General features: G+C 68.3%; 25 protein-coding genes and 2 pseudogenes. 18 read left to right on the top strand and 9 right to left on the bottom strand.

The annotated features are described in order from the left end of the window. Positions 1-774: helix-turn-helix domain-containing protein (locus tag ACFY9I_RS33900; RefSeq protein WP_391008575.1), on the bottom strand; the 774-nt coding region annotated here is incomplete at its 3' end. Between the two features lie 28 nt (positions 775-802). On the opposite strand from ACFY9I_RS33900, the gene ACFY9I_RS33895 reads away from it, so the two are divergent. Next, the gene (locus ACFY9I_RS33895) at positions 803-952 is read left to right on the top strand and encodes an Arc family DNA-binding protein (protein ID WP_391008573.1); all 150 of its coding nucleotides are present in this window, start codon (positions 803-805) and stop codon (positions 950-952) included. 243 nt (positions 953-1,195) lie between these two features. Here the strand turns inward: ACFY9I_RS33895 and ACFY9I_RS33890 are convergent, their stop codons facing one another. Further along, a complete protein-coding gene (locus tag ACFY9I_RS33890) occupies positions 1,196-2,365 on the bottom strand; it encodes an ROK family protein (protein WP_391008571.1) in 1,170 nt (389 codons plus the stop codon). 776 nt (positions 2,366-3,141) lie between these two features. On the opposite strand from ACFY9I_RS33890, the gene ACFY9I_RS33885 reads away from it, so the two are divergent. Both ACFY9I_RS33885 and ACFY9I_RS33880 read left to right on the top strand, forming a co-directional pair. Beyond that, positions 3,142-4,419 carry an FAD-dependent oxidoreductase gene (locus ACFY9I_RS33885; RefSeq protein ID WP_391008569.1) on the top strand — a complete coding sequence of 426 codons (1,278 nt, stop codon included), beginning with the start codon at positions 3,142-3,144 and terminating at the stop codon, positions 4,417-4,419. Positions 4,420-4,515: 96 nt separating this feature from the next. Then, positions 4,516-7,374, top strand: a complete 2,859-nt coding sequence (locus ACFY9I_RS33880) for an FAD-linked oxidase C-terminal domain-containing protein (protein WP_391008567.1) — start codon at positions 4,516-4,518, stop codon at positions 7,372-7,374. Positions 7,375-7,520: 146 nt separating this feature from the next. Here the strand turns inward: ACFY9I_RS33880 and ACFY9I_RS33875 are convergent. Next, a pseudogene (locus ACFY9I_RS33875) lies at positions 7,521-7,675 on the bottom strand (IS30 family transposase); the annotation flags it as partial. Between the two features lie 210 nt (positions 7,676-7,885). On the opposite strand from ACFY9I_RS33875, the gene ACFY9I_RS33870 reads away from it, so the two are divergent. Continuing rightward, entirely contained in the window at positions 7,886-8,038 is a 153-nt protein-coding gene (locus ACFY9I_RS33870) for a hypothetical protein (protein WP_391008565.1), read from the top strand. 202 nt (positions 8,039-8,240) lie between these two features. Here the strand turns inward: ACFY9I_RS33870 and ACFY9I_RS33865 are convergent. Then, positions 8,241-8,327: pseudogene (locus ACFY9I_RS33865) on the bottom strand (glutamine synthetase); the annotation flags it as partial. Between the two features lie 294 nt (positions 8,328-8,621). Further along, a complete protein-coding gene (locus ACFY9I_RS33860) occupies positions 8,622-9,917 on the bottom strand; it encodes a hypothetical protein (RefSeq protein ID WP_391008563.1) in 1,296 nt (431 codons plus the stop codon). Positions 9,918-10,186: 269 nt separating this feature from the next. On the opposite strand from ACFY9I_RS33860, the gene ACFY9I_RS33855 reads away from it, so the two are divergent. Both ACFY9I_RS33855 and ACFY9I_RS33850 read left to right on the top strand, forming a co-directional pair. Next, the gene (locus ACFY9I_RS33855) at positions 10,187-10,654 is read left to right on the top strand and encodes a GntR family transcriptional regulator (protein WP_391008562.1); all 468 of its coding nucleotides are present in this window, start codon (positions 10,187-10,189) and stop codon (positions 10,652-10,654) included. Further along, the gene (locus ACFY9I_RS33850) at positions 10,651-11,223 is read left to right on the top strand and encodes an HD domain-containing protein (protein ID WP_391008560.1); all 573 of its coding nucleotides are present in this window, start codon (positions 10,651-10,653) and stop codon (positions 11,221-11,223) included. The genes ACFY9I_RS33855 and ACFY9I_RS33850 overlap by 4 nt, the downstream gene beginning before the upstream one ends. Here the strand turns inward: ACFY9I_RS33850 and ACFY9I_RS33845 are convergent. Continuing rightward, positions 11,211-11,684: an NUDIX domain-containing protein gene (locus ACFY9I_RS33845; protein ID WP_391008558.1), complete on the bottom strand. Its 474-nt coding sequence runs from the start codon at positions 11,682-11,684 to the stop codon at positions 11,211-11,213. The two genes, ACFY9I_RS33850 and ACFY9I_RS33845, sit on opposite strands and share 13 nt — an antisense overlap. A 2-nt stretch (positions 11,685-11,686) precedes the next feature. Next, on the bottom strand, positions 11,687-12,460 hold the full coding sequence (locus ACFY9I_RS33840; protein ID WP_391008556.1) for a helix-turn-helix domain-containing protein: 774 nt from the start codon (positions 12,458-12,460) through the stop codon (positions 11,687-11,689). Positions 12,461-13,158: 698 nt separating this feature from the next. Between ACFY9I_RS33840 and ACFY9I_RS33835 the strand changes: the two genes are divergently transcribed. The 11 genes from ACFY9I_RS33835 (at position 13,159) to ACFY9I_RS33785 (ending at position 22,769) form a co-directional block, all read left to right on the top strand. Then, entirely contained in the window at positions 13,159-13,428 is a 270-nt protein-coding gene (locus tag ACFY9I_RS33835) for a DUF6284 family protein (protein ID WP_391008554.1), read from the top strand. Beyond that, complete coding sequence (locus ACFY9I_RS33830) at positions 13,425-13,877, top strand: Pycsar system effector family protein (protein WP_391008552.1); 453 nt, start codon at positions 13,425-13,427, stop codon at positions 13,875-13,877. The genes ACFY9I_RS33835 and ACFY9I_RS33830 overlap by 4 nt, the downstream gene beginning before the upstream one ends. A gap of 29 nt (positions 13,878-13,906) precedes the next feature. After that, positions 13,907-14,758, top strand: coding sequence for a protein spdB (locus ACFY9I_RS33825; RefSeq protein WP_391008585.1), 852 nt, complete (start codon positions 13,907-13,909; stop codon positions 14,756-14,758). Positions 14,759-14,813: 55 nt separating this feature from the next. Further along, positions 14,814-15,131: a hypothetical protein gene (locus ACFY9I_RS33820; protein WP_391008550.1), complete on the top strand. Its 318-nt coding sequence runs from the start codon at positions 14,814-14,816 to the stop codon at positions 15,129-15,131. A gap of 2 nt (positions 15,132-15,133) precedes the next feature. Next, complete coding sequence (locus tag ACFY9I_RS33815) at positions 15,134-15,436, top strand: hypothetical protein (protein WP_391008549.1); 303 nt, start codon at positions 15,134-15,136, stop codon at positions 15,434-15,436. An 86-nt stretch (positions 15,437-15,522) separates the two neighbouring features. After that, positions 15,523-17,655, top strand: a complete 2,133-nt coding sequence (locus ACFY9I_RS33810; protein WP_391008547.1) for an ATP-binding protein — start codon at positions 15,523-15,525, stop codon at positions 17,653-17,655. 204 nt (positions 17,656-17,859) lie between these two features. Further along, positions 17,860-18,321, top strand: coding sequence for a hypothetical protein (locus ACFY9I_RS33805; protein ID WP_391008545.1), 462 nt, complete (start codon positions 17,860-17,862; stop codon positions 18,319-18,321). A gap of 87 nt (positions 18,322-18,408) precedes the next feature. Further along, positions 18,409-19,254, top strand: coding sequence for a bifunctional DNA primase/polymerase (locus ACFY9I_RS33800; RefSeq protein WP_391008543.1), 846 nt, complete (start codon positions 18,409-18,411; stop codon positions 19,252-19,254). A gap of 2 nt (positions 19,255-19,256) precedes the next feature. Continuing rightward, complete coding sequence (locus ACFY9I_RS33795; protein WP_391008583.1) at positions 19,257-20,729, top strand: ATP-binding protein; 1,473 nt, start codon at positions 19,257-19,259, stop codon at positions 20,727-20,729. 438 nt (positions 20,730-21,167) lie between these two features. After that, entirely contained in the window at positions 21,168-21,407 is a 240-nt protein-coding gene (locus ACFY9I_RS33790) for a helix-turn-helix domain-containing protein (RefSeq protein WP_391008541.1), read from the top strand. Positions 21,408-21,500: 93 nt separating this feature from the next. Then, on the top strand, positions 21,501-22,769 hold the full coding sequence (locus ACFY9I_RS33785) for a tyrosine-type recombinase/integrase (protein ID WP_391008540.1): 1,269 nt from the start codon (positions 21,501-21,503) through the stop codon (positions 22,767-22,769). Positions 22,770-22,844: 75 nt separating this feature from the next. On the opposite strand, the gene ACFY9I_RS33780 is transcribed toward ACFY9I_RS33785, so the two are convergent. Beyond that, positions 22,845-24,206, bottom strand: a complete 1,362-nt coding sequence (locus tag ACFY9I_RS33780) for a glutamine synthetase beta-grasp domain-containing protein (protein WP_391008538.1) — start codon at positions 24,204-24,206, stop codon at positions 22,845-22,847. 352 nt (positions 24,207-24,558) lie between these two features. Here ACFY9I_RS33780 and ACFY9I_RS33775 point away from each other — a divergent pair, with 352 nt between their 5' ends. Next, positions 24,559-25,776 (top strand): globin domain-containing protein, encoded by a 1,218-nt coding sequence (locus tag ACFY9I_RS33775; RefSeq protein ID WP_391008536.1) that lies wholly within the window; start codon positions 24,559-24,561, stop codon positions 25,774-25,776. A 37-nt stretch (positions 25,777-25,813) separates the two neighbouring features. Here ACFY9I_RS33775 and ACFY9I_RS33770 read toward each other — a convergent pair whose 3' ends face one another. Continuing rightward, on the bottom strand, positions 25,814-26,251 hold the full coding sequence (locus tag ACFY9I_RS33770) for an Rrf2 family transcriptional regulator (protein WP_391008534.1): 438 nt from the start codon (positions 26,249-26,251) through the stop codon (positions 25,814-25,816). Positions 26,252-26,490: the final 239 nt, after the last annotated feature.

Genomic DNA, 26,490 nt, shown 5'->3' with positions numbered 1-26,490 from the left:
GCGGGCGGCCTTGGCGTACTCGGCGGTCTTGCGGTCGCTGCCCTTGGGCGCGCGGGCTGCCCGGCGTTGGCGCTTGCGGATCTGTGCACGCTCGCGGGTGGTGAGCTGGGGGCAGTTGAGGGTGCGGCCGTCGGAGAGGGCGGCCGTGATGCTCACGCCCCGGTCGATGCCGATGACCTCGCCCGTGGCGGGCGCGTCGACGGGGCCGGGGATGACGGCGAACGCCGCGTGCCACTGCCCGTTGCGGAAGGTGACCCGGAACGTCTTCGCCGCAGGCAGCTCCAGGCGGGTGAGGCGGAAGCGGACCCAGCCGCAGCCGGGCACCTTGACTTGCGCCCATCGCTTGTTGAGCTTCTGCACCACGACGGAGCGGCCCAAGACCTGCTTGCCGGTCTTCGCGTTCAGCTTCGGCGTGCCGTCCTCGTCGTACTCGGGTGTGCGGTCGGTGCCGATGACCCGGAAGCCCTCGTGCCGGAACTTCTTGCGCCAGGTCGGCTCGCCGAACCCCGATGTGAAGCGGGCGTTCTTGGCCTTGCCGAAGTCCTTCAGGGCCTGCTGCTGCACGTCAGCGTTCCCGGCACCGAGCCATTCGTTGTCGCGTCGGGCTTCGGTGAGCTGACGGCACTGCTCGGCAAAGCCGGGTGCGGACTTGCGCCACCTGCGCCAGTGCGAGTGCTGCTCGACGGCGAGGTTCCAGACGTACCGGGCGTGTGCGCAGTGCAAGAGCAGCTGCTCTTCCTGCTCGCGCGTCGGGTACATCCGGAAACGTGACATGCCGCCACCATAGTGGCATGATGGCGGCATGGTCAAAGTTACCGTCCGCCTCCCCGACGAGCTTCACGCCCGACTGGTCTCCCAAGCAGCAACCGACCGGCGCTCCCTCAACTCCGAGATCCTGCATCTGCTCGAGGCCGCCCTCACCGCCGTGGATGGCGACGACCAATCGCCCTGAAGGCGACTGCTCTATCCCACGCCCCGCTACGCGGGAACGGGCATTCACCCCGGCCCTGAAGGACCGGGCACCCTGCCCGGCAAGATCGGTGGACTGGTTCACGAACTGCTGCAGGTTCTGTTCGTTGCCGTCCGGCAGCCGCGAGGCCACGGCCTGGATCGACTTGCGGCGGCCGTCCCATGCAGTCCCCGCAGGCCTCATGTCCTTGAGTGAGCCGGCGCGTGGCGTCTGCCGACGGCCAGCTCAGAAGGCTGGTGCGGACTGCTCGGCGGCCTGGCTCTGGTGACGCGCTCCGAGCACCGCGTCCCGCAGGCGATCGTGAACCATCGTCAGGCACGCGTACACCGCTCCTTGCGCCGTCGACAGGCCGATCAGGTGCGGCATCGTCCTGAGTTCCGGGACTGCCGGAAGGCTCTGGTCGAGTCGCTTGCGCGCCTCGGGGAGCACTTCGTCGACGAGCGGGCGCAGGCGGCCCACGAAGTAGACGGACTCCGGATCCAGCGTCACGGTGACGACGCTGACGGCGGTCACTATCGCCGTGGTGAACGCCTCGAGCACCTGGGCGCGCGATGCCGCGTCTTGCGGTTCCTGCCAGAGATCCTCGATGCGCTCCAGGTCGAATCCCCGCTTACGGGCGAACCGGAGGAGACCTCGGGTGCTCAGCAGCTCGTCGAGGATCTCGTCGCCGACTCCGGAGGAGAGCACTCCGATATCGCCGAAGGTGGGCGTGCTCCCGCGTGCGAGTTCGTGATCGGTGCAGCTGGCGAAGTTGAGTATGGTGCTGACGCTGAAGAGTGCCGCGTTGGTGATCGTGGCGTCGTTCGTGAGGATCCCGAGCAGGGACGCGTTGGCGTCGCTGTCGAGGAGCACAGGGGCCTGGACCAGGTCCTCGATGGCCTTGTGGAGGTCGGAGCCCGCGAAGATCTTCATCGACTCCGCGGGGCCGAAGATCTCCGTGCCGTCGCGGACCCGGCCGGGCACCGCGGCCACGATCTGGCGCAGGGGGCCCCGCGCGGGTTCGGTGGCCTGCGCCATCAGGTCGACCAGCCAGCGTGCGGCGGCCCCGACCTCCTGGTGATCGGGGGTGGGAACCGTCAGGTGCTGGATCTCACGGCCCCTCAGGTCGGTCACCAGGACACCGGTGGTCTGGGCGCCGAAGCTGATTCCGACGACGTGCCCGGTCGTGCCGGGCAGATCCAGATAGGTGGAGCGGCGGCCACGGCCGGTGGCCTCGTCGACCCCACCGTCCACGACGAAACCGTCGGCCCGTAGTTCCTCCACCGCTCTGTGGACCGTGGCTTTGCTCAGGCCCGTCAGCTCCATGAGCTGGTTCCGTGTGAGAGGCGCGTGGGAGAGGACCGCGTCGAGGACCGACGCCTTGTTGTAGTCGCGAGAGGTTGGGTGGGTGGTCACATGATGACCATAGCGAGCCTGGTACACCGATCGGGCCGGGACCGGCCTGGGCGTGATGATCGTGGGCTTGGACGCGGTGACGCGAGGCTCTTCCCGTGCGCCTGTCGTTTCCGCCTGGGCGGGCGGGAGGGGGGCCTCGCCGTCGTCACTTGTCTTGCCGGACTGTTCTCGGCTCATCTGTCATGCACTCCGCAGGGTCCCCAAAACACTCCGGGCAGGATCGCCGCGTTGCGGCGCATGCCAGGAGGGCCGGGGGTCGATGACCAACTGACTGTCGGCAGCGAGCATCGATCAGACGGTGGACCCCTCTGCGGTCGGCCGCCGGAACGTCGTTGACGTCGTCGGGCTGATCGCCCTGCATGCGGGGCGAGTTGACCGCATGCGGGCGAGCGTACTACTCGCCATCTGCGCCTTTTCGCTGCCCCGAGCGCTCCCGCAGGGGACACCCCTTTGCGCAGGACGCTGGTCGCTTGTCGGTGCGGCGTCTAGATTGAGGCGCTATCGACAAAATCGGAGCGCCGCGGATCACCCCGGCCGCCGTACGCAAACCCTGACCAGCCGACTGTCAAAGCAGACAACAAAGATTCTTATTTCAGGTTGGAACTGGAACGAATGATGGTAGGGTCGGAGCGCAGCAGCGAGCACCTTCAGACCACCCTCGACAGATCAGCGAGTCGTCGAGCGGCGGCCGGAATCCCTGGTTACGGCGTACCTCGAAAAGCCTGACTCACGTGCGTTCAGAGCGGCTGACGGCACTGGCAGGAGAGAGCAGCGACATGAAGTTCACCCCCTACTGGCTCGACACCGCTCCCCAGGGTCCGGACCGGTCCCGGACCGAGATCGGTGGGAATGTCGACGTGGCGATCATCGGTGCCGGCCTGACCGGCCTCTCGACGGCACTGCACCTGGCACGCAAGGGCGCCAACGTGCACGTCTTCGAGAAGGACACGGTCGGATTCGGCGCATCGGGCCGCAACGGCGGCATGGCCACCCTCGGCATGTCGATCGGATTCCGCTCCGCGATCTCCCGGTACGGCTTCGACACCGCGAGACGGTATCTGATGGCCTACCACGACGCGGTCGACACCATCGAGCACCTCGTCAAGGAAGAGAACATCGACTGCGACTTCGCTCGCACGGGCAAGCTGAACCTGGCGTCCAAGCCGGCTCACTTCGAGGGTCTGCGCAAGACGCACGAGATCATGTCCGGCCGGCTCGGGATCGAGACCCGGCTGATTTCCAAGAGCGAGCTCCACACTGAGATCGGCTCCGACCTCTACCACGGCGGGATGGTCGACGCCAGGAGCGCCGGACTGCACGTCGGCAAGTTCACCAAGGGGCTCGCCGAGGCCGCCGCGCGGATCGGTGTCACCATTCACGAGAAGGCACCGGTCGAGAAGGTCAACAGGCTGGGTGGCACGAAGCACGAGTTGGTCACGCCGCGCGGCAGCGTCCAGGCCGACCAGGTACTCGTCGCGACCAGCGGCCACACCCGTCGGCCGTTCCGCTGGCAGCAGGTCAGGATCGCGCCCGTCGGCAGCTTCATCATCGTGACCGAGCCGCTGGGCAAGGACGTCTGCGACCTGCTGCTGCCGAACCGGCGGATGGCATCGACGTCCCTGAACCTGCTGAACTACTTCCGCATCACTCCGGATCACCGGTTGCTCTTCGGCGGCCGCGCCCGGTTCGCCATGTCCAACCAGCAGTCGGACGCGAAGAGCGGCCGCATCCTGCACAAGGCGATGACCGAGGTCTTTCCGCAGCTCACCCAGGCGCGCGTCGACTACTGCTGGGGCGGCCTGGTCGACATGAGTATGGACCGCATGGTGCACGCGGGTGAGCACGGTGGGTTGTTCTACTCGCTCGGCTACTCCGGCCACGGCGTGCAGATGGCGACGCACATGGGCAAGCAGATGGCCGAGTACATGAACGGTGATTCCAACGCCAACCCCTGGAGCGACCTGCCCTTCAAGCGGATCCCGGGCCACTTCGGCCCGCCCTGGTTCCTGCCGTTCGCGGGCGGTTTCTACAAGTTCCTCGACGTCATCAAGTAGGCGTGGGACAGAGATGCTGAGTACATGTCGGGGGCGCCGTGGGGTTCTCTCCACCGACCCGCCCCGGGAAGCCCGCGTATCGAGGGCGGTGGATCGATGAAGGCCGCCGTCGCGACCCTGGTCGTGCGGCTCGCCGGGCTCGCGCCCGGTCTGCGGGTGGAGACCGGGCCGGGGGCGACGGGCCCGTATGCCTACGACGCCTCCAACTACCGTGTGCTGCCGCGGGCGGTGGCCTTCCCACGTACCGCTGACGACGTGGTCGCGGTGCTGCGGGCCTGCCGTGAGGCGGGCGTGCCGGTCACGGCGCGGGGTGGTGGCACGAGCATGGCCGGCAACGCCGTCGGGTCCGGTGTGGTGTTGGACTTCTCGCGGTATATGAACCGGATCCTGGACATCGACGTCGAGGCGCGTACCGCGCGGGTGGAGGCGGGTGCCGTCCTCGACGCGCTGCGGGGTGCGACCGCGCTCCACGGACTCGACTTCGGGCCCGACCCGTCCTCGCACAGCCGCTGCACCCTCGGAGGCATGATCGCCAACGACGCGTGCGGGAACCGGTCGGTGCGTGACGGGCGGACCAGCGGGCATGTCGAGGCCCTGGAGATCGTGACGGTTGATGGCGTGCGGGCCGTGGCTGACCGCTCCGGGCTGCACCCGGTGGATCCTCGCGACGGCGTTCTCGTCGCACGTCTCGAGGCCGACCTCAAGCGGCTGATCGCGGACCACCTCGGAACGATCCGTACCGAGCTGGGCCGTGTTCCGCGTCAGGTCTCCGGCTATCAGCTGCATCACCTGCTGCCGGAGAACGGATTCGATCTTGCTCGTGCCCTGGTGGGCACCGAAGGCACCTGTGCGGTCGTCACCGCCGCGACGGTCCGCCTGGTGGCGACCGCACAGGCATCCACACTTCTGACCCTCGGCTATGACGACGTGGTCGCCGCGGCTGAGGACGTACCGGAGATCCTGCGCTGGTCGCCCAGCGCCGTGGAGGGGATGGACGAGGCGATCGTGGCCACCATGCGCGTCCGCCGCGGCCCGGACTCCGTCACGGGACTGCCGGAGGGGCGGGCCTGGCTGTATGTCGAGCTCGAAGGTGATGACCAGGCAGCGGTGAACGGCCGGGCCGCCGAGCTGCTGGACGCGCTCAAGGTGCGAGGGCGCATGACCGGCGGCCGGGTCGTCGAGACGCCTGCTGAGCGGCGTTCGTTGTGGCGGGTGCGCGAGGACGGGGCAGGGCTGGCCGCCCGCCTCGTCGACGGTGGCGAGTCCTGGCCGGGCTGGGAGGACGCGGCCGTCGCGCCCGAGAACCTCGCCGCCTACCTGCGCGACTTCCGCAAGCTACTGGCCTCGCACGAGCTGACCGGCGTGCTCTACGGGCACTTCGGCGCCGGCTGCGTCCACGTGCGCATCGACTTCGACCTGGCGACCGAGGCCGGGCGGGCGGTCATGCGCCGCTTCCTCTCCGAGGCGGCGGCACTGGTCGTCGAGCACGGCGGAACACTGTCGGGCGAGCACGGTGACGGTCGGGCCCGCAGCGAACTGCTGGAAGTGATGTACAGCCACCGCATGATCGCGGCGTTCGCCGCATTCAAGCGGATCTTCGATCCCGAGGGGCTGCTGAACCCGGGCGTCATCGTCGACCCGGCACCGCTCGACGCGGACCTCGCTCCGCGTGAACTGCCGCTCATGGACACGTCGTTCGACTTCCCGCATGACGAGGACGGATTCGCCGGCGCCGTCCGCCGCTGCGTCGGCGTGGGCCGGTGCCGCAGTGACGTGGGCGGGGTGATGTGCCCGAGCTACCGGGCCACGGGGGAGGAGAACGACTCCACCCGCGGCCGGGCCCGCATGCTGCAGGAGATGGTGCGCGGCGAGGCGATTCAGAACGGCTGGCGCTCCACCGAAGTCAGGGACGCCCTGGATCTGTGCCTGTCCTGCAAGGCGTGCTCCAGCGACTGCCCGGTCGGCGTGGACATGGCCACGTACAAGGCGGAGTTCCTGCATCAACACTACAAGGGCAGGATCAGGCCTCGCTCTCACTACTCCCTGGGCTGGCTGCCCCTCACCTCCGCTCTCGCCGGATACGCAGCCCGCCCGATCAACGCTCTGCTGCGCGGGCCGTTCGGCAGGCTCCTCGCCCGCCTCGGAGGCGTGACCACCCAGCGCAGGGTCCCCGCCTTCGCCTCCCGGCGCACGCTCCGCAGGATCCTGCGCGCGGCCAGAACGCCGGGACACGCGAAGGCCGTGCTCTTCGTGGACAGCTTCACCCGCGCCTTCCGCCCCGAGATCGCCGGGGCGGCGAGTCGCGTCCTGGCCGACGCCGGCGTCCCCTGCACCACGAAGGACGACCTGTGCTGCGGGCTGACGTGGGTGAGCACCGGGCAGCTGTCCGTCGCCCGCCAGATCATGGCCCGTACCGTCAACGCTCTCGACAACGGCGACGACCGGCCGATCATCGTGGCCGAACCCAGCTGCGCCGCCGCTCTCAAACGCGACCTGCCCGAACTCCTCGGCACGCGTGCCGCCCGGCGCGTCGCCGACCGCGTCCACACCCTCACCGGTGCCCTGACCGACCTCGCCGACCAGGATTGGAGCCCGCCTCCGCTGCCCGAGAACGTCGTGCTCCAGACGCACTGCCACGAGTACGCCACCTTCAAGAGCCGCCGGCCGGCTGACCTCCTGCGCCGGCTGGGCGTACGCAGCGTCGACGAGGCCGAGGGCTGCTGCGGACTTGCCGGCAACTTCGGCTTCGAGGCCCAGCACTACGACACCTCCATCGCCGTCGCCGAGCTGGCCCTCAAGCCCCGCCTGAACAACCTCGACGGACGGACCGTGGTCGCCGACGGCTTCAGCTGCGCCACCCAGATCGCCCACCTCGCCGGTGACCGGGACATCCGCGCCCTGCACCTCGTGGAACTCCTCGATTCCGCCCCCGAACAACCGGGAGACCTCTCGTGACCGAAGTACTGGATCAGCCGCCCGTGCCCGGGTAGACGTCGGCGCGCGGTGGGATCCCGGCCGGTTGAAGACCGCCTCCAGGTCACTCCGTGTCCTGGAGGCGGTGGCCCAGCACCAGCCGGTCACCGTCGCAGAGGTAGCGCCTTACCGTCCGGGGCTCGGATCACGCCCAGCAAGCGGTCCGAACGTACTCCCGTAGACGCTCATTCGCGGCCGGCTTCGCCTCCTTGGGGCGCCGTGTCACGAGGCCGGCCTTCCACTGCGCGACCGAGGCCCGGTACTCATAACGGCCCGAGACGGTCAGGTTGATCTGCGGCATCCCGCCGGCGTGTCGGAACCACCGCGTTCCCACCGCTGGCGCGGCTCCGACAGCGACCGCCGCATCCTCACCGGTCAGGCCATGGGCAATCTCGCCCCAGAACAGCTGCTCGATCTCGCGCCGAGTCGAGGGCCGCCCCGGCGACTTCATCGGTGACCGACCCTGCACAGCATCCGCCGTCAGCTGACCGCGATGCTCGATGCCGGCGGCAAGGACACGGTGCGCGCCTACCTAACGGACGAAGCCAAGACGCGCCTCGCGGATCGGCTCAACGGATGGGAAGGAGTCACCTACCGGGCCCTGGCACGGGACGACGCCTTCTGCAGCGGCGTATTCGGTTTCTGACCCGACGGGGCCGCTGCCCTGGGCTTTGCCAAGGTGTCGAGGTGCCTGCGTCGGAGGGCCGCACTGGCTGGAGCTGCTCCCACACCCTTCTAGGCCGTGCCTTCGCCCGTGGGGCCGACGGTACGCGACCGTCGGCCCCACGGGTGTTCCAGCGCAAGGAAAGCCTCTCTGACCTGACCTGCCTCTCTGACCTGACCTGCGCCTACAGCACCGGCAGGTTCTTCCGCAGCTCGAACGCGGTGACCTCGGAGCGGTACTCCTCCCACTCCTGCTTCTTGTTGCGCAGGAAGTGACGTCGGCCCGGAGCGACCTCGCACGATCGACGTAGACGTGCTCCTGACCTGCAATCAGGCGGTCGTCATTGGTCATTGGGGGGCGCTGCTGGCCACCCTTTGACGGCCCGCAGACGGCCCGGTGGCCTCGATGAGGGGGAAGCTGCCAAGCTGCTCCATCGCGTCAGCCCTTCGGCTTTAAAGGTCCCCGCCCAACCTGCGCTTGCTCCTGTGTTGCCCCGATGGCTCCAAGAGCAATCCGAGTGTGCGAGTCACTGCCTGCCTGAATCCGTCAGCCTGGCGGATCAACCCTAACTGTCCGATTCAACAACAGCACTGAAGACGCCAGTACTACTCATAAGAAGTGCACGGGCTCTCTCATTGCTTATGGCGCCACCCTCGACAAGTTTCGCAAGCTTGAACAGTTCTCTAGTGTCAATCACCAGCCCACACTCTTCGGCGAATACGTCAACGTCGTCAGCTGCTCCAGCAAGCACAACTGGGCGCAAATTGGGCGAATTCTTCAAATTATGGTTAACGACATACCATCGCGCACTAGGACCACTCCCGTGCTCACGCTCATAATGACGCACGGCCCTCTCAATGCGCTGAAAATCGCTTGTCTTAGCACCCTTTGCGTAGCCGCGCACTTCCGCCAAGCAAATCCAATTCCCGTAGATTACTTGAAGGTCTTCAAGCAGGGCTGCACCCTCAATTTTCTGCTCATCTGAATCCACTACCGTGAATCCGATGCCGCCCAGCATGGCCGATACCGCAGAAACCAGCGGTTTCCCTTGAGCCGTCACCAAGAGCCTGTCTGCAGAATCAGCCTCTGCAGTGACCTGTTGGCAAAATTGCTCCAAGCGCTCTTCCTCGGACTTCCTGACGGAAAGAATTCCTTCCGTTTCGCTCCTGTATTCTTCTACGGCCCGAGCAGCGGAAATCTCCTTAACCGTCATCCACTCCGGCGACTTCGCCCAGCTCTCCGAAGGGTTCGGGAAAGCTTGAGGGGAGACGGTACTCCAGCTCGCATAGATAGCCTCTCGCCATTCAGAGAGATTAGGAGAATGCCAGGGGAACCACCACCACTCAGCCCCTCCCTTTTCTCCTCTCAGCCACCATCCTGCACATGCAGAACCATCTTTCTCGCGAACGAGCGGGGTTACGCCATTTGAATCCAGATTGTTCCCGATGGCACGGTTGATCAACCCGTGCGGTTGCTGGCTTCTAATATGCTCGGCGAGCGCACGTTGCGCGGCCACGGAAACACCGTCCGGGATATTCTCCGACTCTATTGTCAGCAGGGCAGCACGACCCGTGAGATGCACAACAAATCGATAGGGGACAGCATTTGACAGTCTGATCCATTCCCCCACATCGTTACCACCGATTTGCATGACCATCAGATGGCTGTCAAGAACTGGGGCGCTGCCGAATACGATGGCGGCATCAAAATCCGCCTGCCGGACAGTTCCGACTTGGTCGGGATCTTCACGTTGCGTCACCGTTCCGGGCAACGATTCAATTAGCAATTTCTCACTATCGCTTAGCGGCTTGCCGATTACCAGAGTCCAGGGTCTCGGGGACTCTCCATAGACTTCACTCATGCACTTACCCCCTGCCAGTAGTTCGCGCTCCATTTTGGCAGTAGGTGGGCGATGCCGCACTAGCTTTCCGCAGTTCGTCTGGGGGAGGCCTGTCAGGACGGGAAGGCCCAGCCGCAGATCGCGATCTGCCGATCGGGACTAGTTCCAGCGTCTCAGCGAAGTCGCGTCAGTATCCGGTTTCGGGCGGGCGGTTCGGCCAGTGAGCGACGCAGGTAGCGTGGCGTGCAAGGCTTGGGCTTGGTGGATGGGCAAACGGAGAGGGAGAGCGAGTGTCACAGCAGGCGAGCCCTCGGGGGACGTTCCTGAAGATCGCAGAGGCGGTGCAGGGTCAGATCGAGTCTGATCCGTCGATGACGGAGCTTCCGTCAGCCGCAGACCTCATGCGCGATCATGGAGTGTCGCGCGGTGTCGCACTCCGCGTGTTCGGTGTGCTTCAGAAGAACGGGATCGCTGAGCCTGTACCCGGCGGCCGGTGGCGCGTTGTGCGCGAAGGTCAGCATGAGGATCGTCGTCCCCTCGTCGACCGCATCGCGGCCGTCATCACGGATGACGGCCTTGAGGTGGGGGCAGAGTTTCCGAGCGCGTCGGCGTTGAGCGCGAGGTTCGACGTATCGCGCCCCACAGTGAGCAAGGCTCTAGACAAGTTGGAGGCGGCCGGGTGGCTGTCGGAGGGAAGACAGGGCAAGGTGCGAACGGTGCGTGCCGTACCGAGTCGGGAGGGGCACGCCCAGCAGTGAGCGCCACAGGACTGCCAGAATGGGCCTACTCCCTCGCTGAGTCGCTGCTCGCTGAGCCGCTGCCGCGCCGCTGGAAGCACTCCCTGGGGGTCGCAGAGCGAGCGCGGACTATTGCGGCCGTGCTGGGCCCGGACGCCGAGCTACTGGAAGCTGCCGCCGTGCTCCATGACATCGGCTACGCGCCGGACCTGGCCAAGACCGGCTTTCACCCGCTGGACGGTGCCCGGTATCTCCGCGACGTGGCGCAGGCAGACGAGCGGGTCGTACGGCTGGTCGCGCACCACTCGTGTGCGTGGATGGAAGCCGAAGCGCGAGGGCTCCGCGGTGAGCTGGAAAGCGAGTTCCCCCGCGAGACTCCCGAACTCATCGACGCTCTCTGCTTCTGCGACATGAACACCACGCCGGACGGCACCCCGACGAATCCCGTGGACCGGGTGAACGAGATCGCCGGACGGTACGGGCCCGACAGTCTCATTGGCACGTTCATCCGTCGCGCCGAACCTGAGATCTTGGCCAGCACGGCTCGCGTCCTCGGTCGGCTCGCCGCCACCAAGCTTCAGCCGACGTAGGGCGCCGTTCGCGTCCGGTCCATCGCATGCTCGATCCTGAGCCGCATGGTGGGGTGGATGTCGTACTCGGACAGGTCCGTTGGGTCGACCCAGCGGACCTGTGTCGTTTCGTTGCTCGTTCGGACGTCGCCGCCGACCGGATAGGCCCGGAAGCACATACTGAACTGCTGCCGCACCTCGCCGTCGTCGTACTGAAGCACGTGCGCGGGGTCCGTGTAGATCCCGCACAACTCGATGACCTCCACCTTGATGCCGGTCTCTTCCCAGACCTCCCGCACCACGGTGTCACTGATGAACTCACCCGCGTCGTGGCCCCCGCCGGGCAGCGCCCAACGCCCGTTGTCGGAGCGCTTGATTAGGAGCACCTGTCCCACAGCGTTCTGCACGAATGCCACCACGGACGGAACGACCGAGTTGGCCGGCGGGGCGTCGGGGTTGTGGAAGTGGTCGATGCGACCCATGTTCAGGCTCCCTTGAAGTCGTCTTCTGTCGCCTGGCGCGCGCCTCCCCAGGTCTGTTCGATGCTATTCGCATAGGTGTCGAACAACCCGCCGCCCGGCAGTCGCCGCAGGTGAAGAACGGGAGCCATGTACGCCGCGACGCCGTAGACGTGGGTGTTCACCAGGATCTCGTCATCCGCGCGGTACAGGGAGTTGTAGAGGGTTGCCTGATGCAGCCGGAACCGTATCTCGGGATGACTTTCGAAGAGCGGCCTGTAGTTGATCAGGGCGTTCCGGACCTTGCCGTCCATGAATCCGTGGCCCTCGTCAATGCCGCGCTGCTTCACCGCTGAGCAATCAGGGTCCCCCAGCAGGATGCGCACCTGCGTCTGCCCCATGTTTCCCCCCAACTCCACCTTCTTGCGGAGCAGGGCAAGGAACTGGGGGTCCTCGGACAGGAACAGTCCCGAGTACACAAGGACATCGAGGTACTTCTCTGCGCGCCCGTACATCTCGCGCCAGAGCCCGGCCGGGACCATGTGACGGTGCGGATAGACGTTGACGATCTCCGCTTTGCTGAGATCTGCAGCGCTGTCGACGGCACGGCTGTCGTCCCACAGAGTCGTCACGTCCACCTTGAGCACCGAGGCCGTCGCGTACTGGTGTCGCCGGTACGGCACCTTCCCCTGCGTGATCCAGCGTTCGACCGTCTTCGGGTTCACCTCAATCTTCTCGGCAAGGTCGTGGACCGACAGGCCGCGAGCCAACAGGGCCGACCTCAAACGCTCGTTGGACATCTTCACCCCCGATGGGACGTCTAGGGACTTCTCGAAGGTATCCAGATCTACTTGAGGTGTCCACGGGCGGGGTGACCAACTCCCCTGACCTGGGGCGATTCTGATTATGCGCCAAGAAGTTCTGGCGTGAAGCCAAGAAGTCCCGTCGGCTGACTTGACGGGACCCCTAAGCAGTACCTGTAATACAGGTACTGCATCACGCAAAACCGGTGAGCGGCCTTCTAAGGCCGTTCCCGTGCACAGGGCGGGGACGCTGCAATCCCGCTAAAGGCCAGGCAGAACAGGGTTTCGGCCCGTACTGGCGAGGTGGCCCGGTGACCGCGAGCAACGGCCGGAGTGTGGGGATTCAGTCCCCCTTGCAGTGATGTTCCGTACCCCCTTCGACCTGGGAGTTTCTGATGATTCGACGAACCCTGTGGGCGTCGCCGTGTTGGACCGGCCGACGGCGTCTGTGTGACACCCGAGCCAGTGAACAGCGCGCACGCGCTCACGGCTGAGCCGGTCCGCCCCTTACCTGCCATCGCAGCGGCTAGCGCTGCGGCCGGTTGCCTCCCCCGCCCGTCCGTCCGCGCTTCGTGCGCTGGTCGTACGGACGGGGGCGCGGGGAGCCGGATGCGACTCCAACGGCGAGCGGTCCCCGGGTGGCACCCCGGGGACCGCGTTCGGGCCGTTCCACCCTGTGAGAGGAACACGACCCAATGAGTCCCATCGTCACTGTTCAGGAAGCTGTTACCGCGTTCGCCGACTTCATCGAGCCGACGAACGCCGAGCTGGACGCGATCGAGGTGGAGTCCCCACTGATCCTGGCGGAGGTCGACCTGCTCGACGCGCAGATCATCGCGCTCAACCACACGCCGAACGAGGTGGACGCCAAGCGTCTGCGCCGGGCGTTCGGCAAGGTGCTTCAGGAGCGGCGGACGCTGGCCAACCGCACCGCCGCTGACCGCACGGCGGGCGGTGCCGCGTGAGCGCCGCCGAGCGGAACCTGAGCGCCGCGCACGCCGAGGTGAAGGCGGAGATCGCGCGGACCGACACCAAGACCGGTCTGCTGCTGGCGTTCATCGGCGCGGTGCTGGCCGGTGCGTGGACGGTAGCCAAGGACACCCCGCTGAACCTGCCCGCGTACATCGTGGGCGGGGTCGGCATGGTGTTGCTGGTCGCGGCGGCGGGTCTGCTGCTGCGGTCGGTGCGCCCCAACATCAAGGGACGCCATGGCTTCCCGCTATGGGCGACGCTGACCGCCGAGGAGATCACGGCCACCCTCGCCGAGGACACCCTGAGTGCCGACGTCGCGGGTCTGTCCCGGCTGGCGGTCGCCAAGTTCACCGGTCTGCGCCGCGCGGTCGATCTGACATGCGCCGGCGGTGCCCTGCTCGTCCTGGCGGTCGTGATCGCTGTGGTGGGGGGTGCGGCATGAGCAGGGGTAAGGCCGCATGGTCCGCCGTAGTGAGCGCCCGGACCGTTCTGCCCGCTGTGGCGATGACGGCGGTGTCCATGGTCCTGACTCTGGCCGTGGTCGTGATGTGGCTGGGCACGGCGATGCCGTGGCAGGTCGCTGTGGTCGTCGGTCTGGGGATCGACGGGGGATGGCTGGCCACCCTCGCCTACGAACGCCGTCTCGCCGCACAGGGGGATCACAACTGGTGGGTGACCGGAGTCGGATGGGGGTTCGGCGCCGTGGCGACCGGGGTCCTGGTCGTCCACGCGTTGATGACCGAAGCGTCCCCGGGTGCGTGGCTGGCCGTTGCGTGGCTGCCGCTGGCGGCCAAGGCGTTGTGGCTGGTGCACAGTCTGTGGGAGCGGACCGCGCTCACCCCCGCCGCCCTGGAGGCGATCCAGGGAATCCAGCAAGAGGCCCGCGACGAAGCGGCCGTGGCCCGTGCCCGGCTGCGGGCGGAAGCGGCCACCGAGGAGACCCGGCTGACGGCCGTGACGCAGGCCGGTGCCCGCGTCGCACGCGTCCAGTCCAAGACCGCCGCCACCCTCGCCGAAGCCTGGTCGACGCTGGAGAAAGCACGGACCGGCGAGGACACGGGCAGGGCGCTGACCAGCGTGACGACCCGCGTCACACCCGACGTCACGCCCCGGTGGGAACTGCCCGTATGGGGCCCCACCGAGACCCTTCCCGCGCTGGAGACCGGTCCCGCGCTCACCGATGACGCGCTTGACGTGCTGGTCGACGAGATCCGTCACAGCCAGACGCCCCCGCTGTCCTACCGCGAGATGGCCGTCCGTTTCCGCGCAAACCACTCCGCCTCCGAGGTCCGTCTGCGGGCCGCATGGAAGCGGGTCGCCTGATGGCCGCCCGTGCCGCGTTCGTCGACCCGGACGGGTCGGAAGGGAGTCACTGACCATGGGCAACTCCGAGATACGCCGCCTTGACCGCGAGATCGAGCGGACCGCGAAGAAGCTGGAAGCGGTCCGCCGGGGTGAGTGGTGGCCGCTGACCAGCCGTGAACGCCTGTCCATGACCCGCGCCATGGCCAGCGGCGCGCGCAGCGTCCACAAGGGCCGCAGCACGACCGGCGCCGAGGACCGCATGGACTCCATCGGCTCCGCCGCCGAGACCCGGCTCAACGCCGAACTAATGGCACTGCACGGCGAGCGTCAGCGGCTGATCACCGAGGCCGCCCGCGCCAAGGCCGCCAAGAAGAAGTCGAGCTGGTGGTGAACATGACCCACGACCGTTGCCCGGCCGCGCACCCGGAAGACCCCACCCCCTGCGGCGGCCCGGTCGTGGTGAGCGTGCTGGACGCCGGGGGCGCAGGTGCCGACGGATGCGAGCACCACGGCGCCCGCCTGCTCGCCTCCCTCGACCGGGGCCGCGTCCACGGCCTCCCGCACGCCGCGCCGGGTACGGCCATCCGCGTGTTCAAGGCCGCCGACGGCATCCGCCCCTTCTGCTGGCTGGACGGCCCCCGCACCGAGCCGTCCCAGCTCAGCCACGCCGAGAACCGCACCCGCCACAGCCGCTGAGCCACCCCCGCCCCGCCCGGCCCGGTTGCCGGGCGGGGCGCCCTCGACCTCCCGCCCCTGCCGGGGCAGTCAGGAGCAGTTCCAGCATGTCCGAGAACGTCATCCACCTGCACAAAGACACCACCCCCGCCCCCAGCGCTGAGCCCGTGGCGGACGCGGCACCCACGGTGCTGACCGTCGTCCCGGACGCCCCGCCGACCCGGCCCGTGCCGTTGTGGGTGCGCTCCGGCCGCGCCGTGAAGCGGGTCGCCACCGACGAGCGCACCAAGAACACCGGGCGCGTGGTCGTCCGCCACGGCGCCTATGTCGTGGGCGGGGTGCGGATCGTGGCCCGCCGTACCTGGGACGGCCGTACCGGGTCCCGCTACGAGCGGATGATCCGCACGGCGGAAGCCGCGGGGAACCTGGAAGCGGCCGAGGAGTGGGAGGAGCGGTTGCAGCGCTTCCGCGCCGCCCGTCACCACCGCCGCATGGACCTGTTGCACTCCCCGGTTGAGGCCGCCAAGGGCGTGGCCGTCGGCGCGGGCATGGGCATCGGGGTTCTGGTCGGTCTCGGGGTCGTGATGGCCATCAGCAACGGCGACATCGGCGACGTGATCACCCCGCTGTCGGCCACCATCGACTTCATCGCCCTGCTCATCCGCATCGTTCAGATCGTGTGGGGCCCGCTCATCTCGATCGGCCCGTTCCTCGCCCTGCTCGCCCTCTGGGCCGTCGGCAGCAAGCAGCAAGCCGCCCCGAACTGGGCGCTTCCGGCGAACGTCCGCTCGGGCGAGGGTGAGCCGATCACCCCGTCCATCGTGGTCAAGGCCCTGCGCGACCTCGGGGTGCCCGCGCTGCGCAACGCCATCAAGGAGATGGGCGACGCCGGCGCTTCCATGCTCGGTCCGATCCGGATCGCCGGATGCGGCATCGAGGTCGACGTCACGTTGCCGTCGGGAGTGTCGACCATCGAAGTGCAGAACCGGCGCCGCAAGCTCGCCGAGAACCTCACCCGGCACGAACACGAAGTGTTCATCACCATCCCCACCGCCGCGCGCACGGTGCGGCTGTGGGTCGCCGACTCCGGCGCGCTGGACGAGCCGATCGGCCCGTCCCCGCTGGTCACCGACGACACCATGACCGCCGACTACACCAAGGGCAAGGCGCCGTGGGGGCAGGACCTGCGCGGCGACGCCGCCGCACTCAGCCTCTACCAGCGCCACCTGCTCATCACCGGTCTGTCCAACCAGGGCAAGACCGTGGCCCTGCGCTCTCTGGCGCTGTGGCTGTCGCTGGACAAGTCGGTGCAGTTCCTCATGGGCGACCTCAAGGGCGTAGGCGACTGGGCCATGTTCGACGGACTCGCCACCACCCTGATCCAGGGCCCCACCGATGAGCACGTGATCCAGGTGACCGAGATGGTCGAGGGCGCGGTGGAGGAGATGAACCACCGTATCCAGGCACCGCCCGGCACCACCTTCCCGCCGCTGATCGTGCTGGTCGACGAGGCACAGGTGGCGTTCATGTGCCCGGCCAAGGACGCCGACAAGCGCCCGTACGGCGGGTCAAAGGCCAACTCCCGGTACTTCATGGCCGTCCGCAAGATCCACAATCAAGGGCGGGCGGTGAACGTGCTGATGTGGCAGGGCACCCAGGACCCGACCAACGAGAACCTTCCCAAGCTGGTCCGCGAAGGTGCCCACACCCGTGCATCCCTCGCCCTGGGCACCGAGTCGCAGGCCCGCATGGCGCTCGGGGACAAGGCCGTCGACGGCGGCGCGGCGCCGAACCTGCTCCGCCCGGGTCTGGACAGGGGAACGCTGGTCGTCGCCTCCGACGGCATCACCATCCCGGCCGGACAGTCGTCCATCACCGTGCGCACGCACTACATCGACGACGACGACGCCGAAGCCATCACCGACCGGGCCAGGGCCCTGCGTGACGGCGTCACCACCCTGCACGCCATCGAGCGGGGCGAGGACCGCGACCCGCTCGCCGACATCGCGAACGTGGTCGGGGAGGCCTCCCGCGTCCTGACTCAGGACGTCCTCAAGCGGCTCGCCACGCTCAACACGGACGCCTATGGCGGCTGGTCGTTCATCGACCTCAAGCGCGTCCTGGACGGCACCGGGGCGGAGCCGTACAAGTCCGACGGCCGCATGGTCGTCGGCCGCGACCGCCTCACCCGCGCCCTCGCCAACCGCGACGAGACCGGTTCCGCTTCCACCGCCGAATGACAGGGAGCCGACCCCCGGCCGGTCAGGGAGGCAGGGAGAACTCCCTGGCCCCCTCCCTGACCCGCCTCCCTGCACCTGACCTGCACGAATGATCAGTCAGGGAGGCAGGGAGGCCCGCAGGTCAGCACCCCTGAAACCCCCTCCACACACCACCCCGCAGGGGGTGTCTCCGCCTCCCTGACCCACTGCCGGAAGGGATTCCGCATGTTCCCCGACAACGGCCACCACACGCCCACCGAACGGGCCGTGGAAGTCCACCACCCCACCCCCATCACCCCCGCCGTGACGCCGGCGCCGATGGTTCCCCTCCAGCCGGGCACCATCCCGGCCGTGGCGAGCATCGTCCTCCCGGACGGGCGGATCGTCACCGGCTACGCCATCGAGCCGACCAAGACCGAACCGGTCGCGGCCAAGCCGCCCGTCTCCCGCGCGGCCGTCAATGTCGCCCTCGGGGGCATCGGGTTCCTCGCCGTGTGCGGCGGACTGCTGATCCTCACCACGTTCATCACCGCCCTGACCGCGCTCATCACCCAGCTCATCACCCTCGCCGCCGTCATCTTCGGCGGCTGGATCGCCGTCCAGGTGTTCAGCGGAAGCGGCCACAGCGGCGGGACCACCGTCAACATCCGCAAAGCCGTCATCAAGCGCAACCGCTTCTACCAGTAGCTACGCCAAGGGCGGCCCCCGTCTCGCCAAAGCCAGGGCCGCCCTTGTCCAACCCGTCCTCAACAGACCTGTTGGAGGTCTCCCAGCATGACGCAACCGCCCCCCATCCGGCGAGCGCTCGCCCTCGCCGCGCACGGCGTGCCCGTGCTGCCCCTGCGGGCGGGAAAGGTGCCGTTCGGCAACTGCCCCACCTGTGCCGACAACGCGTGCGGTGGACGGCCGAACATGAAGACTCCCGGCCCCTGCGCCTGCCCGCGCCCGTGCCACGGCTGGGCCGCCGCCACCACCGACCCTCACGTCCTCAACTCCCAGTCATGGGCGTTCGCGTGGCGCCAGGCCGCCGCCGTCGCCTACCACCCCGGCGGCGCCGGGATGACCGTCGTCGACCTCGACAACCCGGCCGCCGTCGACTGGGCCCGCGCCGCCCTGCCCGCCACCCTCACCGTGGCCACCACGCGCGGCGAACACTGGATCTACCAGGGCGCCATGCGGTCCGTGAACGGCGTCCGTGACGGGGTCGACATCAAGTCCTCGATGTCCTACGCCCGTTGGCTCGGGCCCGGCACCGGCGCTATGGCCGCTCTCCCGGACGCTGTGCGCGCGCTGGCAGTCAAGGAACCGTCCACGGCTCGCAGGGCGCCACAGGCGCTCACAGTGCCCCTGAGGGGCGGGCAGGGCGAGTGCCCCCACCGCACGCCTGCCTATCTGGCCCGTGGCATCGCCATGGCCGAGCAGCGGATCACCGAGGCCCGCAGCGCGGTCCACGCCACCGTGTACCGCACGTTCCTCGCCGTGCTGTCCACCCATGGCCGGTGCGGCTGCCTCACCGACGCCCACGTGTCGCGGTTGTTCACCGCCGCTCAGACCAAGGGCGAATCGGCGAGGCACTGCACCGACGCGTGGACCAACGCCCGCACCACGTTGGGACTGTGACCATGTCCGACGACGAGAAGAACCCCGCCCGCGAGATCATCACCGACTACGCACAGGCACACTTCCGCTACTTCCGCACCGCCGACGGAACCGTCTACGCGCAGCGCAACGGCCACCCCGTAGCCCGGCCGATGCGCTCCCAGGGCACGACGGGCAGCCACCGCCAGGAACTAATCGTCGGCATGTACAGGGACGGGGTCGGCGTGTTCAACGGGACCGCGCTCAAAGAGGCGTTGGACCTGATCGAAGCGCTCGCGCTGACCGAGGACGTGCAGCCCGTGAACATCCGCGTGGCCCCCGGATTCGACGGGGCGACGTGGCTGGACCTGGGCCGCGCCGACGGGCAGTCCGTCCGTATCCACCCCACCGGCTGGGACATCCTCACCCCCGACCCCCGCGAAGTCTGCTGGCGCCGCACCCAGCTCACCGGCGAACTGCCCCTGCCCGTCAAGGACACCGACGGCAAGGGCATCGACCTGCTGATGCGGCTGTGCAACTTCGCCAACGCAGAAACCGAGTGCCTGGCCATCGCGTGGCTCATCGGCTGTCTCGGGCCGTCGGTGCCCGTTCCCGCACCGTTCCTCACCGGCCCGCAGGGCGCCGGCAAGTCCACCGGCGGGCGGATGCTCGTACGGATCATCGAGGGCATGAGCGGCGACCTGCGCCGAGCGCCGAAGGACGAGGAGAACCTGATCGCCGCTGTAGCGGCCGGATGGGTCACCGCCCTGGACAACCTCTCCCACATGACCCCCGACCTGTCCGACGCCATGTGCTGCATCGTCACCGGCGCCGAGAACGTCAAACGGGCCCTGTTCACCGACGGAGACGTGTTCCGCGTCGGCTACCGCCGCCCCCTACTCCTGACCGGTATCGACGTCGGCGTCATCCGCCCCGACCTCGCCGAACGGCTCCTGCCGCTGCGCCTGGAGCGGCCACGGGTGCGGCGTACCGAGGCGGAACTGTGGGCGGAGTACGCGGAGGTGTTGCCCGTCGTCCTCGGCTCGCTCCTGGACCTGACGGTCAAGGTCCGCGTGGTCGATGCGGAGACTCCCACCGACCTGCGGATGGCGGACTTCGCGCACCTGTGCGCGCAGCTCGACGCAGCCACCGGCCTCGGAGCGCTCAACGCCTACCGGGCCAGCCTGGACGACCTCAACGACGACGTCATCGAGGGCGACCTGTTGGCACAGACCGTCCTTCGGCATGCCGCAGACATCGAACCGGGCGCAGAGCAGCGGATGACCTCCACGGAGTGGCTGCACTGCCTCACCCGCCTCTACACAGGCGAGGACTTCCGCCCCCTGCCCAAAGGGTGGCCGACCACCGGAAAAGTCCTCTCCGACCGCCTCAAGCGCCTACGGCCCACCCTCGCCGCACGGGGCGTACTCATCGACTCCGGCCGCACCCGGGAGGGCCGCTACATCGAGATGACCCGCTCACCCGCACCGCCCCCGCACGAACAACAGGCGTTCTGACCGGCACCGCCCCGACCGCACAAGCAAGAAGAGCACCCGCCGCCGTGGCGTGCTCTTCTTGCTGTTCGGCGGCGGCGCCGCCCTGCCATGGACGCGCCGCGAAGCGGCTCCTTCTTCACGACCTGAGCCGCACCGCACCACCACAGACACCCCCTCTCTTTTTCCTAAGTAGGGGAACGCTGCGTCACAGCGTCACCGGGCGCCCGGAAAACAGCGGGTGACCTGCACATACAGCCCGTGACGCAGACGGATTCTGCTGCGTCACGCCGCGTCACCCGCGTCACGGTGACGCACAGCCTGCGTCACCGATGACGCACGCCCAACCCGCTGCGTCACCCCAAACCCGCAGGCCAGAAGCCCTGAATGACGCAGGTGACGCGGTGACGCAGAAATCCGCACCTCGGACAGACACGGCCATGCCCTCCCCCTGGAGTCCCTATGGCAAAGCCGACCGCCCCCAGCCCCCTCGCCACTCTCCGAGGCGGCCTCCCCGACCGGTACCTCACCCCCGACGACATCGCCGAAATCTTCGAGGTGCCCAAAGAGACCGTCTACCAATGGCGAAAGAAGCGCACCGGCCCGCCCGGATTCCGCATCGGCAAGCACGTCCGCTACGACCCCGCCGACGTGCACGCCTACGTCACCAACCGCAAGCACGCGGACCAGGCCGCCGCCTGACACAGCCACACAGCAACGCCGCATGACAGACACCAGGGAGGGGGCACACCGTGCCCCCTCCCTTCCTCATGCCCAGAAGGGACCACGCCCCAGATGGCAGGCCACATCCAAGACCGCTGGTTCAAGACCGAGACCAACACCGACGGCAAGACTGTCCGCGTCAAGAGCGACCGCCACGGAAGCGGCCTGCGCTACCGGGCCCGGTACATCGGCCCCGACGGAACCGAGAAGTCCAAGAGCTTCCCCGACGGACAGAAACGCCTCGCCGAGAAGTGGCTCACCAACATCGAGGCGGACATGTCGCGCGGCCAGTACGTCGACCCCGCCGCCAGTCGCGTGACGTTCCGGCAGTATGCGGAGAAGTGGCTGAGCACGCAGACCACCGCCATGACGACCCGGGAATCCGTCCAATCGTCCCTCAGGGGTCATGCAATCCCTTACCTCGGGCCGCGCCCGCTCGGTTCCTTCAAGCCGGAACACATCCGGGACTGGCTGAGCAACCTGGAGTCCGCGGTACCCGCGTCGTCGTACCGGCGCGTGATCTACAACAACGTATCGACGGTCCTTAACGCCGCCGTCGACGACGGTCACCTGTCGAAGAACCCGTGCCACGCGCAATCTGTTCGTCCCCCGGCACCCGGGACGGGCCGCATTGTGCCGTGGGACGCCGAGCGCGCCTTCGCCATACGTGCGGCCCTCCCCGAGCGCTTCCGCGCGACAGTCGACGTCGGGGGCGGATGCGGCCTGCGGCAAGGCGAGATCTTCGGCCTGTCTGTCGAAGCGATCGGGTTCGACACTGGATGGCTGCACATCGCCAATCAGGTGAAGGTGGCCAGAGGCCATCTCGTGTTTGCCCCGCCCAAGCGGGAAAAGGAGCGCGATGTTCCCCTGCCGGACCGCGTAGCGCAGATCCTCAAGCAGCACATGGAGGACTTCCCGCCGGTCGACGTCACCTTGCCTTGGCTGCGGCCGGACGGTCCGCCTGTCACGAAGCGGCTCGTGTTCACCCGCCTCGACGGGGCCGGTGCAGTCCGACGGACCGACTTCAATCTTCGGGCATGGAAGCCCGCGCTCGTCGCCGCTGGCGTCATCCCCGAGCCCAAGCCCGGCGAGCGTCACCAGGCCGCCCGCGAACATGGCATGCACGCCCTCAGGCACTTCTACGCGTCCGTTCTGCTGGACGCTGGCGAGAACGTCAAAGCACTCAGCGCCTACCTCGGACACAACGACCCGGGGTTCACGCTTCGCGTCTACACACACCTCATGCCGAGCAGCGACGCGCGGGCCCGCAAGGCCGTAGACAGCCTGTACGACGGCACCGTTCCGGGGCCGGACGGCCCACAGACGGCCCAGGGCCAGTGAGACACCGTGGGGCCGACGGTCCATGACCGTCGGCCCCACGTGCTGTCACAGCGAGAAACTTGTTCTGACCTGCCCTTACAGCACCGGCAGGTTCTTGCGCAGCTCGAAGGCGGTCACCTCGGAGCGGTACTCCTCCCACTCCTGGCGCTTGTTGCGCAGGAAGAAGTCGAAGACGTGCTCGCCGAGGGTCTCGGCGACGAGGTCGCTGCGTTCCATCAGAGTGAGGGCCTCGCCCAGGTTCTGGGGCAGGGGCTCGATGCCCATGGCGCGGCGTTCGGCGTCGGAGAGGGCCCAGACGTCGTCCTCGGCGCCCGGCGGGAGTTCGTAGCTCTCCTCGATGCCCTTGAGGCCGGCGGCCAGGAGCATGGCGTAGGCGAGGTAGGGGTTGGCGCCGGAGTCCAGGGAGCGGACCTCGACCCGTGCCGAGCCCGTCTTGCCGGGCTTGTACATCGGGACGCGGACCAGGGCGGAGCGGTTGTTGTGGCCCCAGCAGATGTACGAGGGGGCCTCGCCGCCGGCGCCGGCGGTGCGCTCGGAGCCGCCCCAGATGCGCTTGTAGGAGTTGACCCACTGGTTGGTGACGGCGGCGATCTCTGCCGCGTGCTTCAGGAGGCCCGCGATGAAGGAGCGGCCGACCTTGGAGAGCTGGTACTCGGCGCCCGACTCGTAGAACGCGTTCCGGTCGCCCTCGAACAGGGAGAGGTGGGTGTGCATGCCGGAGCCGGGGTGCTCGGAGAAGGGCTTGGGCATGAACGTCGCCTGGACGCCCTGTTCCAGCGCCACCTGCTTCATGACCAGGCGGAACGTCATGATGTTGTCCGCGGTGGAGAGCGCGTCGGCGTAGCGGAGGTCGATCTCCTGCTGGCCGGGGGCGCCTTCGTGGTGGGAGAACTCGACCGAGATGCCCATGGACTCCAGCATGGTGATCGCCTGGCGGCGGAAGTCCATGCCGACGTTCTGGGGGGTGTGGTCGAAGTAGCCGGAGTTGTCGGCCGGGGTCGGACGGGAGCCGTCCGTCGGCTTGTCCTTGAGCAGGAAGAACTCGATCTCGGGGTGGGTGTAGAAGGTGAAGCCCAGGTCGGAGGTCTTGGCCAGGGCGCGCTTGAGGACGTAGCGCGGGTCGGCGAAGGAGGGGGAGCCGTCCGGCATGAGGATGTCGCAGAACATCCGGGCGGTGCCGGGGGCCTCCGCCCGCCAGGGCAGGACCTGGAAGGTCGACGGGTCCGGCTTGGCGATCATGTCGGACTCGTACACCCGGGCGAAGCCCTCGATGGCCGAGCCGTCGAAGCCGATGCCCTCGTCAAACGCCTGTTCCAGCTCGGCGGGGGCCACGGCCACGGACTTCAGGAAGCCCAGCACGTCCGTGAACCACAGGCGTACGAAACGGATGTCGCGCTCCTCCAACGTACGGAGCACGAACTCCTGCTGCTTGTCCATCTTCCGCTTCCACCCATTCCTTGCTGGTCAGGCCGCCTGGCTCCCGAGCCACGGGAGGCGGTCGGGCACCTGAGCATCCCACCACAACACCATTTCGTGCGCGTTGCGCACCTTGATCGGCAGACCGACCTCCTGCTGAACGCCCGGCGCACGAGAGGTGTACCGCCCGCTGCGCCGCTCAACCGTTCTGCCGCCCATCTTGCCTGCTCGCTCGCGCATCCGTAACGGCCGACCTGCCTCGGCTCGGTCCCATCCCCCGATCCCTTCCCCGATCCCCCTTAATTTGCATCTCAGATGCAAGTTTTAATAGCGTGCCGCCCAGTCGCGGAGCAGTCGAACCCGAGGAGTCGCGATGCTGTCCGAGCAGTCCGCCGCCACCGTGCGCGCCACCCTTCCCGCCGTCGGGGCGGCCATCGGTGAGATCAGCGCACGGTTCTACGAGAGGCTGTTCGCGGCCAGTCCGGAGCTTCTGCGGGATCTCTTCAACCGCGGCAACCAGGCCTCCGGCACCCAGCGCCAGGCCCTCGCGGGTTCCATCGCCGCCTTCGCCGGCCATCTCGTCAAGCCACTCGGGGACCGTTCCGAGAGCCGATCCGAGGACCGGCCCGACGCCGTGCTGCGCCGGATCGCACACAAGCACGCGTCGCTGGGCATCACCCCCGAGCAGTACACGGTGGTCCACGAGCACCTCTTCGCCGCCATCGCCGAGGTGCTGGGCGAGGCCGTCACCCCCGAGGTCGGCGCCGCCTGGGACGAGGTGTACTGGCTGATGGCGAACGCGTTGATCGCCATCGAACGGGAGCTGTACGAGACCGGCGGCGCCGGGGGCGGCTGGCGCGAGTGGGAGGTCGTCGGGCGGGTGGCGGAGACGGCCGACGTCGTCGCGCTGGAGTTGCGTCCGGCGGACGGTTCGCCGGCCCCCGTCCACCGTGCGGGGCAGTACGTGTCCGTGCGGGTCGCACTCCCGGACGGGGCCCGGCAGATACGGCAGTACAGCCTGGCCGGGGCGCCCGGTGCGGACACCTGGCGGATCGGCGTCAAGCGCGTCCGGGGCGGGGCGGCACCCGACGGCGAGGTCTCGAACCACCTCCACGCTCACGTGCGCGTCGGCGACCGGCTGCCCGTGTCGTCCCCGTACGGCGATCTCGTCCTCGACCAGGACACGGGCGCGCCCCTGCTGCTCGCCTCGGCCGGGATCGGGGTGACCCCGATGGTCGCCATGCTGGAGCAGCTCGCCCTGTCGGGACACCCTGCCCCGGTGACCGTCGTGCACGCCGACCGCTCCCCCACCCGGCACGCGCTCCGCTCCGACCAGGAGGGGTACGCGGCGAAGCTGGCCGACGCCTCCGTGCACTTCTGGTACGAGGAGCCGGAGCCGGGGCACCCGGCCGACCGCACGGGCCTGGCCGATCTGTCGCGCCTGGACGTACCGGCGGGCACGCGCGCGTACCTGTGCGGGCCGCTGCCCTTCATGCGCGCGGTACGCGCACAGCTGCTCGCCAAGGGCGTCTCCCCGGCCGACATCCACTACGAGGTCTTCGGCCCGGACCTCTGGCTGGCCCGAAGCTAGGGGGGCGTTTCGCGAGGCCGCGCAGGATTCCGCCGCGTCAGGGCGCCTTGGAGATCCCCAGCAGCAGCGGGCCGGTCGGGGCGGTGACCATGTCGCCGACCGTCATGGGGTCCAGGGAGGTGTAGAAGGCCTCCTGGGCCCGGCGCAGGGCGCCGCGGAGGCGGCAGGCGGGGCTGAGGGGGCAGGGGGCGGCGCCGCCCTCGCAGTCGACGACGTCGCCGTCGCCCTCGAAGCTGCGGACGACATGGCCGACGGACGCCTCGCGGCCGGCGTCGGTGAGCGCGAGGCCGCCTCCCCGGCCGCGCCGGGCGGCGACCAGCCCCAGGTGCTGGAGCTCGGCCACGACCTTCGCGGCGTGCGTGTACGGCACTTCCATGTCCGCCGCGACGCCACGGGTCGTAGGGTTGGAATCGCCCGCCACGGCGAGCCGCATCAAGACGCGCAGGGCGAGGTCGGTGGAGCGCAACAGCCGCATGTTCCGCAGCGTAGGTAATGCGCATCCGGGGTTCAAATTATCCGTACGGGCCCCTCCGACCACTCCCTACGAGACCCGGTCGGAGGCCGTGTCCCGTAGGACACCAGGAGACCCGGCCGGAGGCCGTGCGGACTCTCGGGAGCAGGGTTCCCCGGCCAATCCTGGGTCCGCCTGCAAAATACTCGTCTTTTCACATTACGATCAGTCGAGCCGACCGCCCCAACCGACCCATCCCCCAC

This window comes from Streptomyces sp. NPDC012510 (assembly GCF_042955065.1).
Lineage (GTDB): Bacteria > Actinomycetota > Actinomycetes > Streptomycetales > Streptomycetaceae > Streptomyces.
The sequence above is the reverse complement of the archived record's forward strand: the minus strand, read 5'-3'. Positions and strand labels throughout refer to the sequence as shown.

Bases quoted from the DNA above. Each gene is read 5' to 3' on its own strand.
- ACFY9I_RS33895 (WP_391008573.1), top strand. From the start codon at position 803: ATGGTCAAAGTTACCGTCCGCCTCCCCGACGAGCTTCACGCCCGACTG.
- ACFY9I_RS33885 (WP_391008569.1), top strand. From the start codon at position 3,142: ATGAAGTTCACCCCCTACTGGCTCGACACCGCTCCCCAGGGTCCGGAC.
- ACFY9I_RS33880 (WP_391008567.1), top strand. From the start codon at position 4,516: ATGAAGGCCGCCGTCGCGACCCTGGTCGTGCGGCTCGCCGGGCTCGCG.
- ACFY9I_RS33870 (WP_391008565.1), top strand. From the start codon at position 7,886: ATGCTCGATGCCGGCGGCAAGGACACGGTGCGCGCCTACCTAACGGAC.
- ACFY9I_RS33860 (WP_391008563.1), bottom strand. From the start codon at position 9,917: ATGAGTGAAGTCTATGGAGAGTCCCCGAGACCCTGGACTCTGGTAATC.
- ACFY9I_RS33845 (WP_391008558.1), bottom strand. From the start codon at position 11,684: ATGGGTCGCATCGACCACTTCCACAACCCCGACGCCCCGCCGGCCAAC.
- ACFY9I_RS33840 (WP_391008556.1), bottom strand. From the start codon at position 12,460: ATGTCCAACGAGCGTTTGAGGTCGGCCCTGTTGGCTCGCGGCCTGTCG.
- ACFY9I_RS33835 (WP_391008554.1), top strand. From the start codon at position 13,159: ATGAGTCCCATCGTCACTGTTCAGGAAGCTGTTACCGCGTTCGCCGAC.
- ACFY9I_RS33820 (WP_391008550.1), top strand. From the start codon at position 14,814: ATGGGCAACTCCGAGATACGCCGCCTTGACCGCGAGATCGAGCGGACC.
- ACFY9I_RS33815 (WP_391008549.1), top strand. From the start codon at position 15,134: ATGACCCACGACCGTTGCCCGGCCGCGCACCCGGAAGACCCCACCCCC.
- ACFY9I_RS33810 (WP_391008547.1), top strand. From the start codon at position 15,523: ATGTCCGAGAACGTCATCCACCTGCACAAAGACACCACCCCCGCCCCC.
- ACFY9I_RS33805 (WP_391008545.1), top strand. From the start codon at position 17,860: ATGTTCCCCGACAACGGCCACCACACGCCCACCGAACGGGCCGTGGAA.
- ACFY9I_RS33800 (WP_391008543.1), top strand. From the start codon at position 18,409: ATGACGCAACCGCCCCCCATCCGGCGAGCGCTCGCCCTCGCCGCGCAC.
- ACFY9I_RS33795 (WP_391008583.1), top strand. From the start codon at position 19,257: ATGTCCGACGACGAGAAGAACCCCGCCCGCGAGATCATCACCGACTAC.
- ACFY9I_RS33790 (WP_391008541.1), top strand. From the start codon at position 21,168: ATGGCAAAGCCGACCGCCCCCAGCCCCCTCGCCACTCTCCGAGGCGGC.
- ACFY9I_RS33785 (WP_391008540.1), top strand. From the start codon at position 21,501: ATGGCAGGCCACATCCAAGACCGCTGGTTCAAGACCGAGACCAACACC.
- ACFY9I_RS33780 (WP_391008538.1), bottom strand. From the start codon at position 24,206: ATGGACAAGCAGCAGGAGTTCGTGCTCCGTACGTTGGAGGAGCGCGAC.
- ACFY9I_RS33775 (WP_391008536.1), top strand. From the start codon at position 24,559: ATGCTGTCCGAGCAGTCCGCCGCCACCGTGCGCGCCACCCTTCCCGCC.
- ACFY9I_RS33770 (WP_391008534.1), bottom strand. From the start codon at position 26,251: ATGCGGCTGTTGCGCTCCACCGACCTCGCCCTGCGCGTCTTGATGCGG.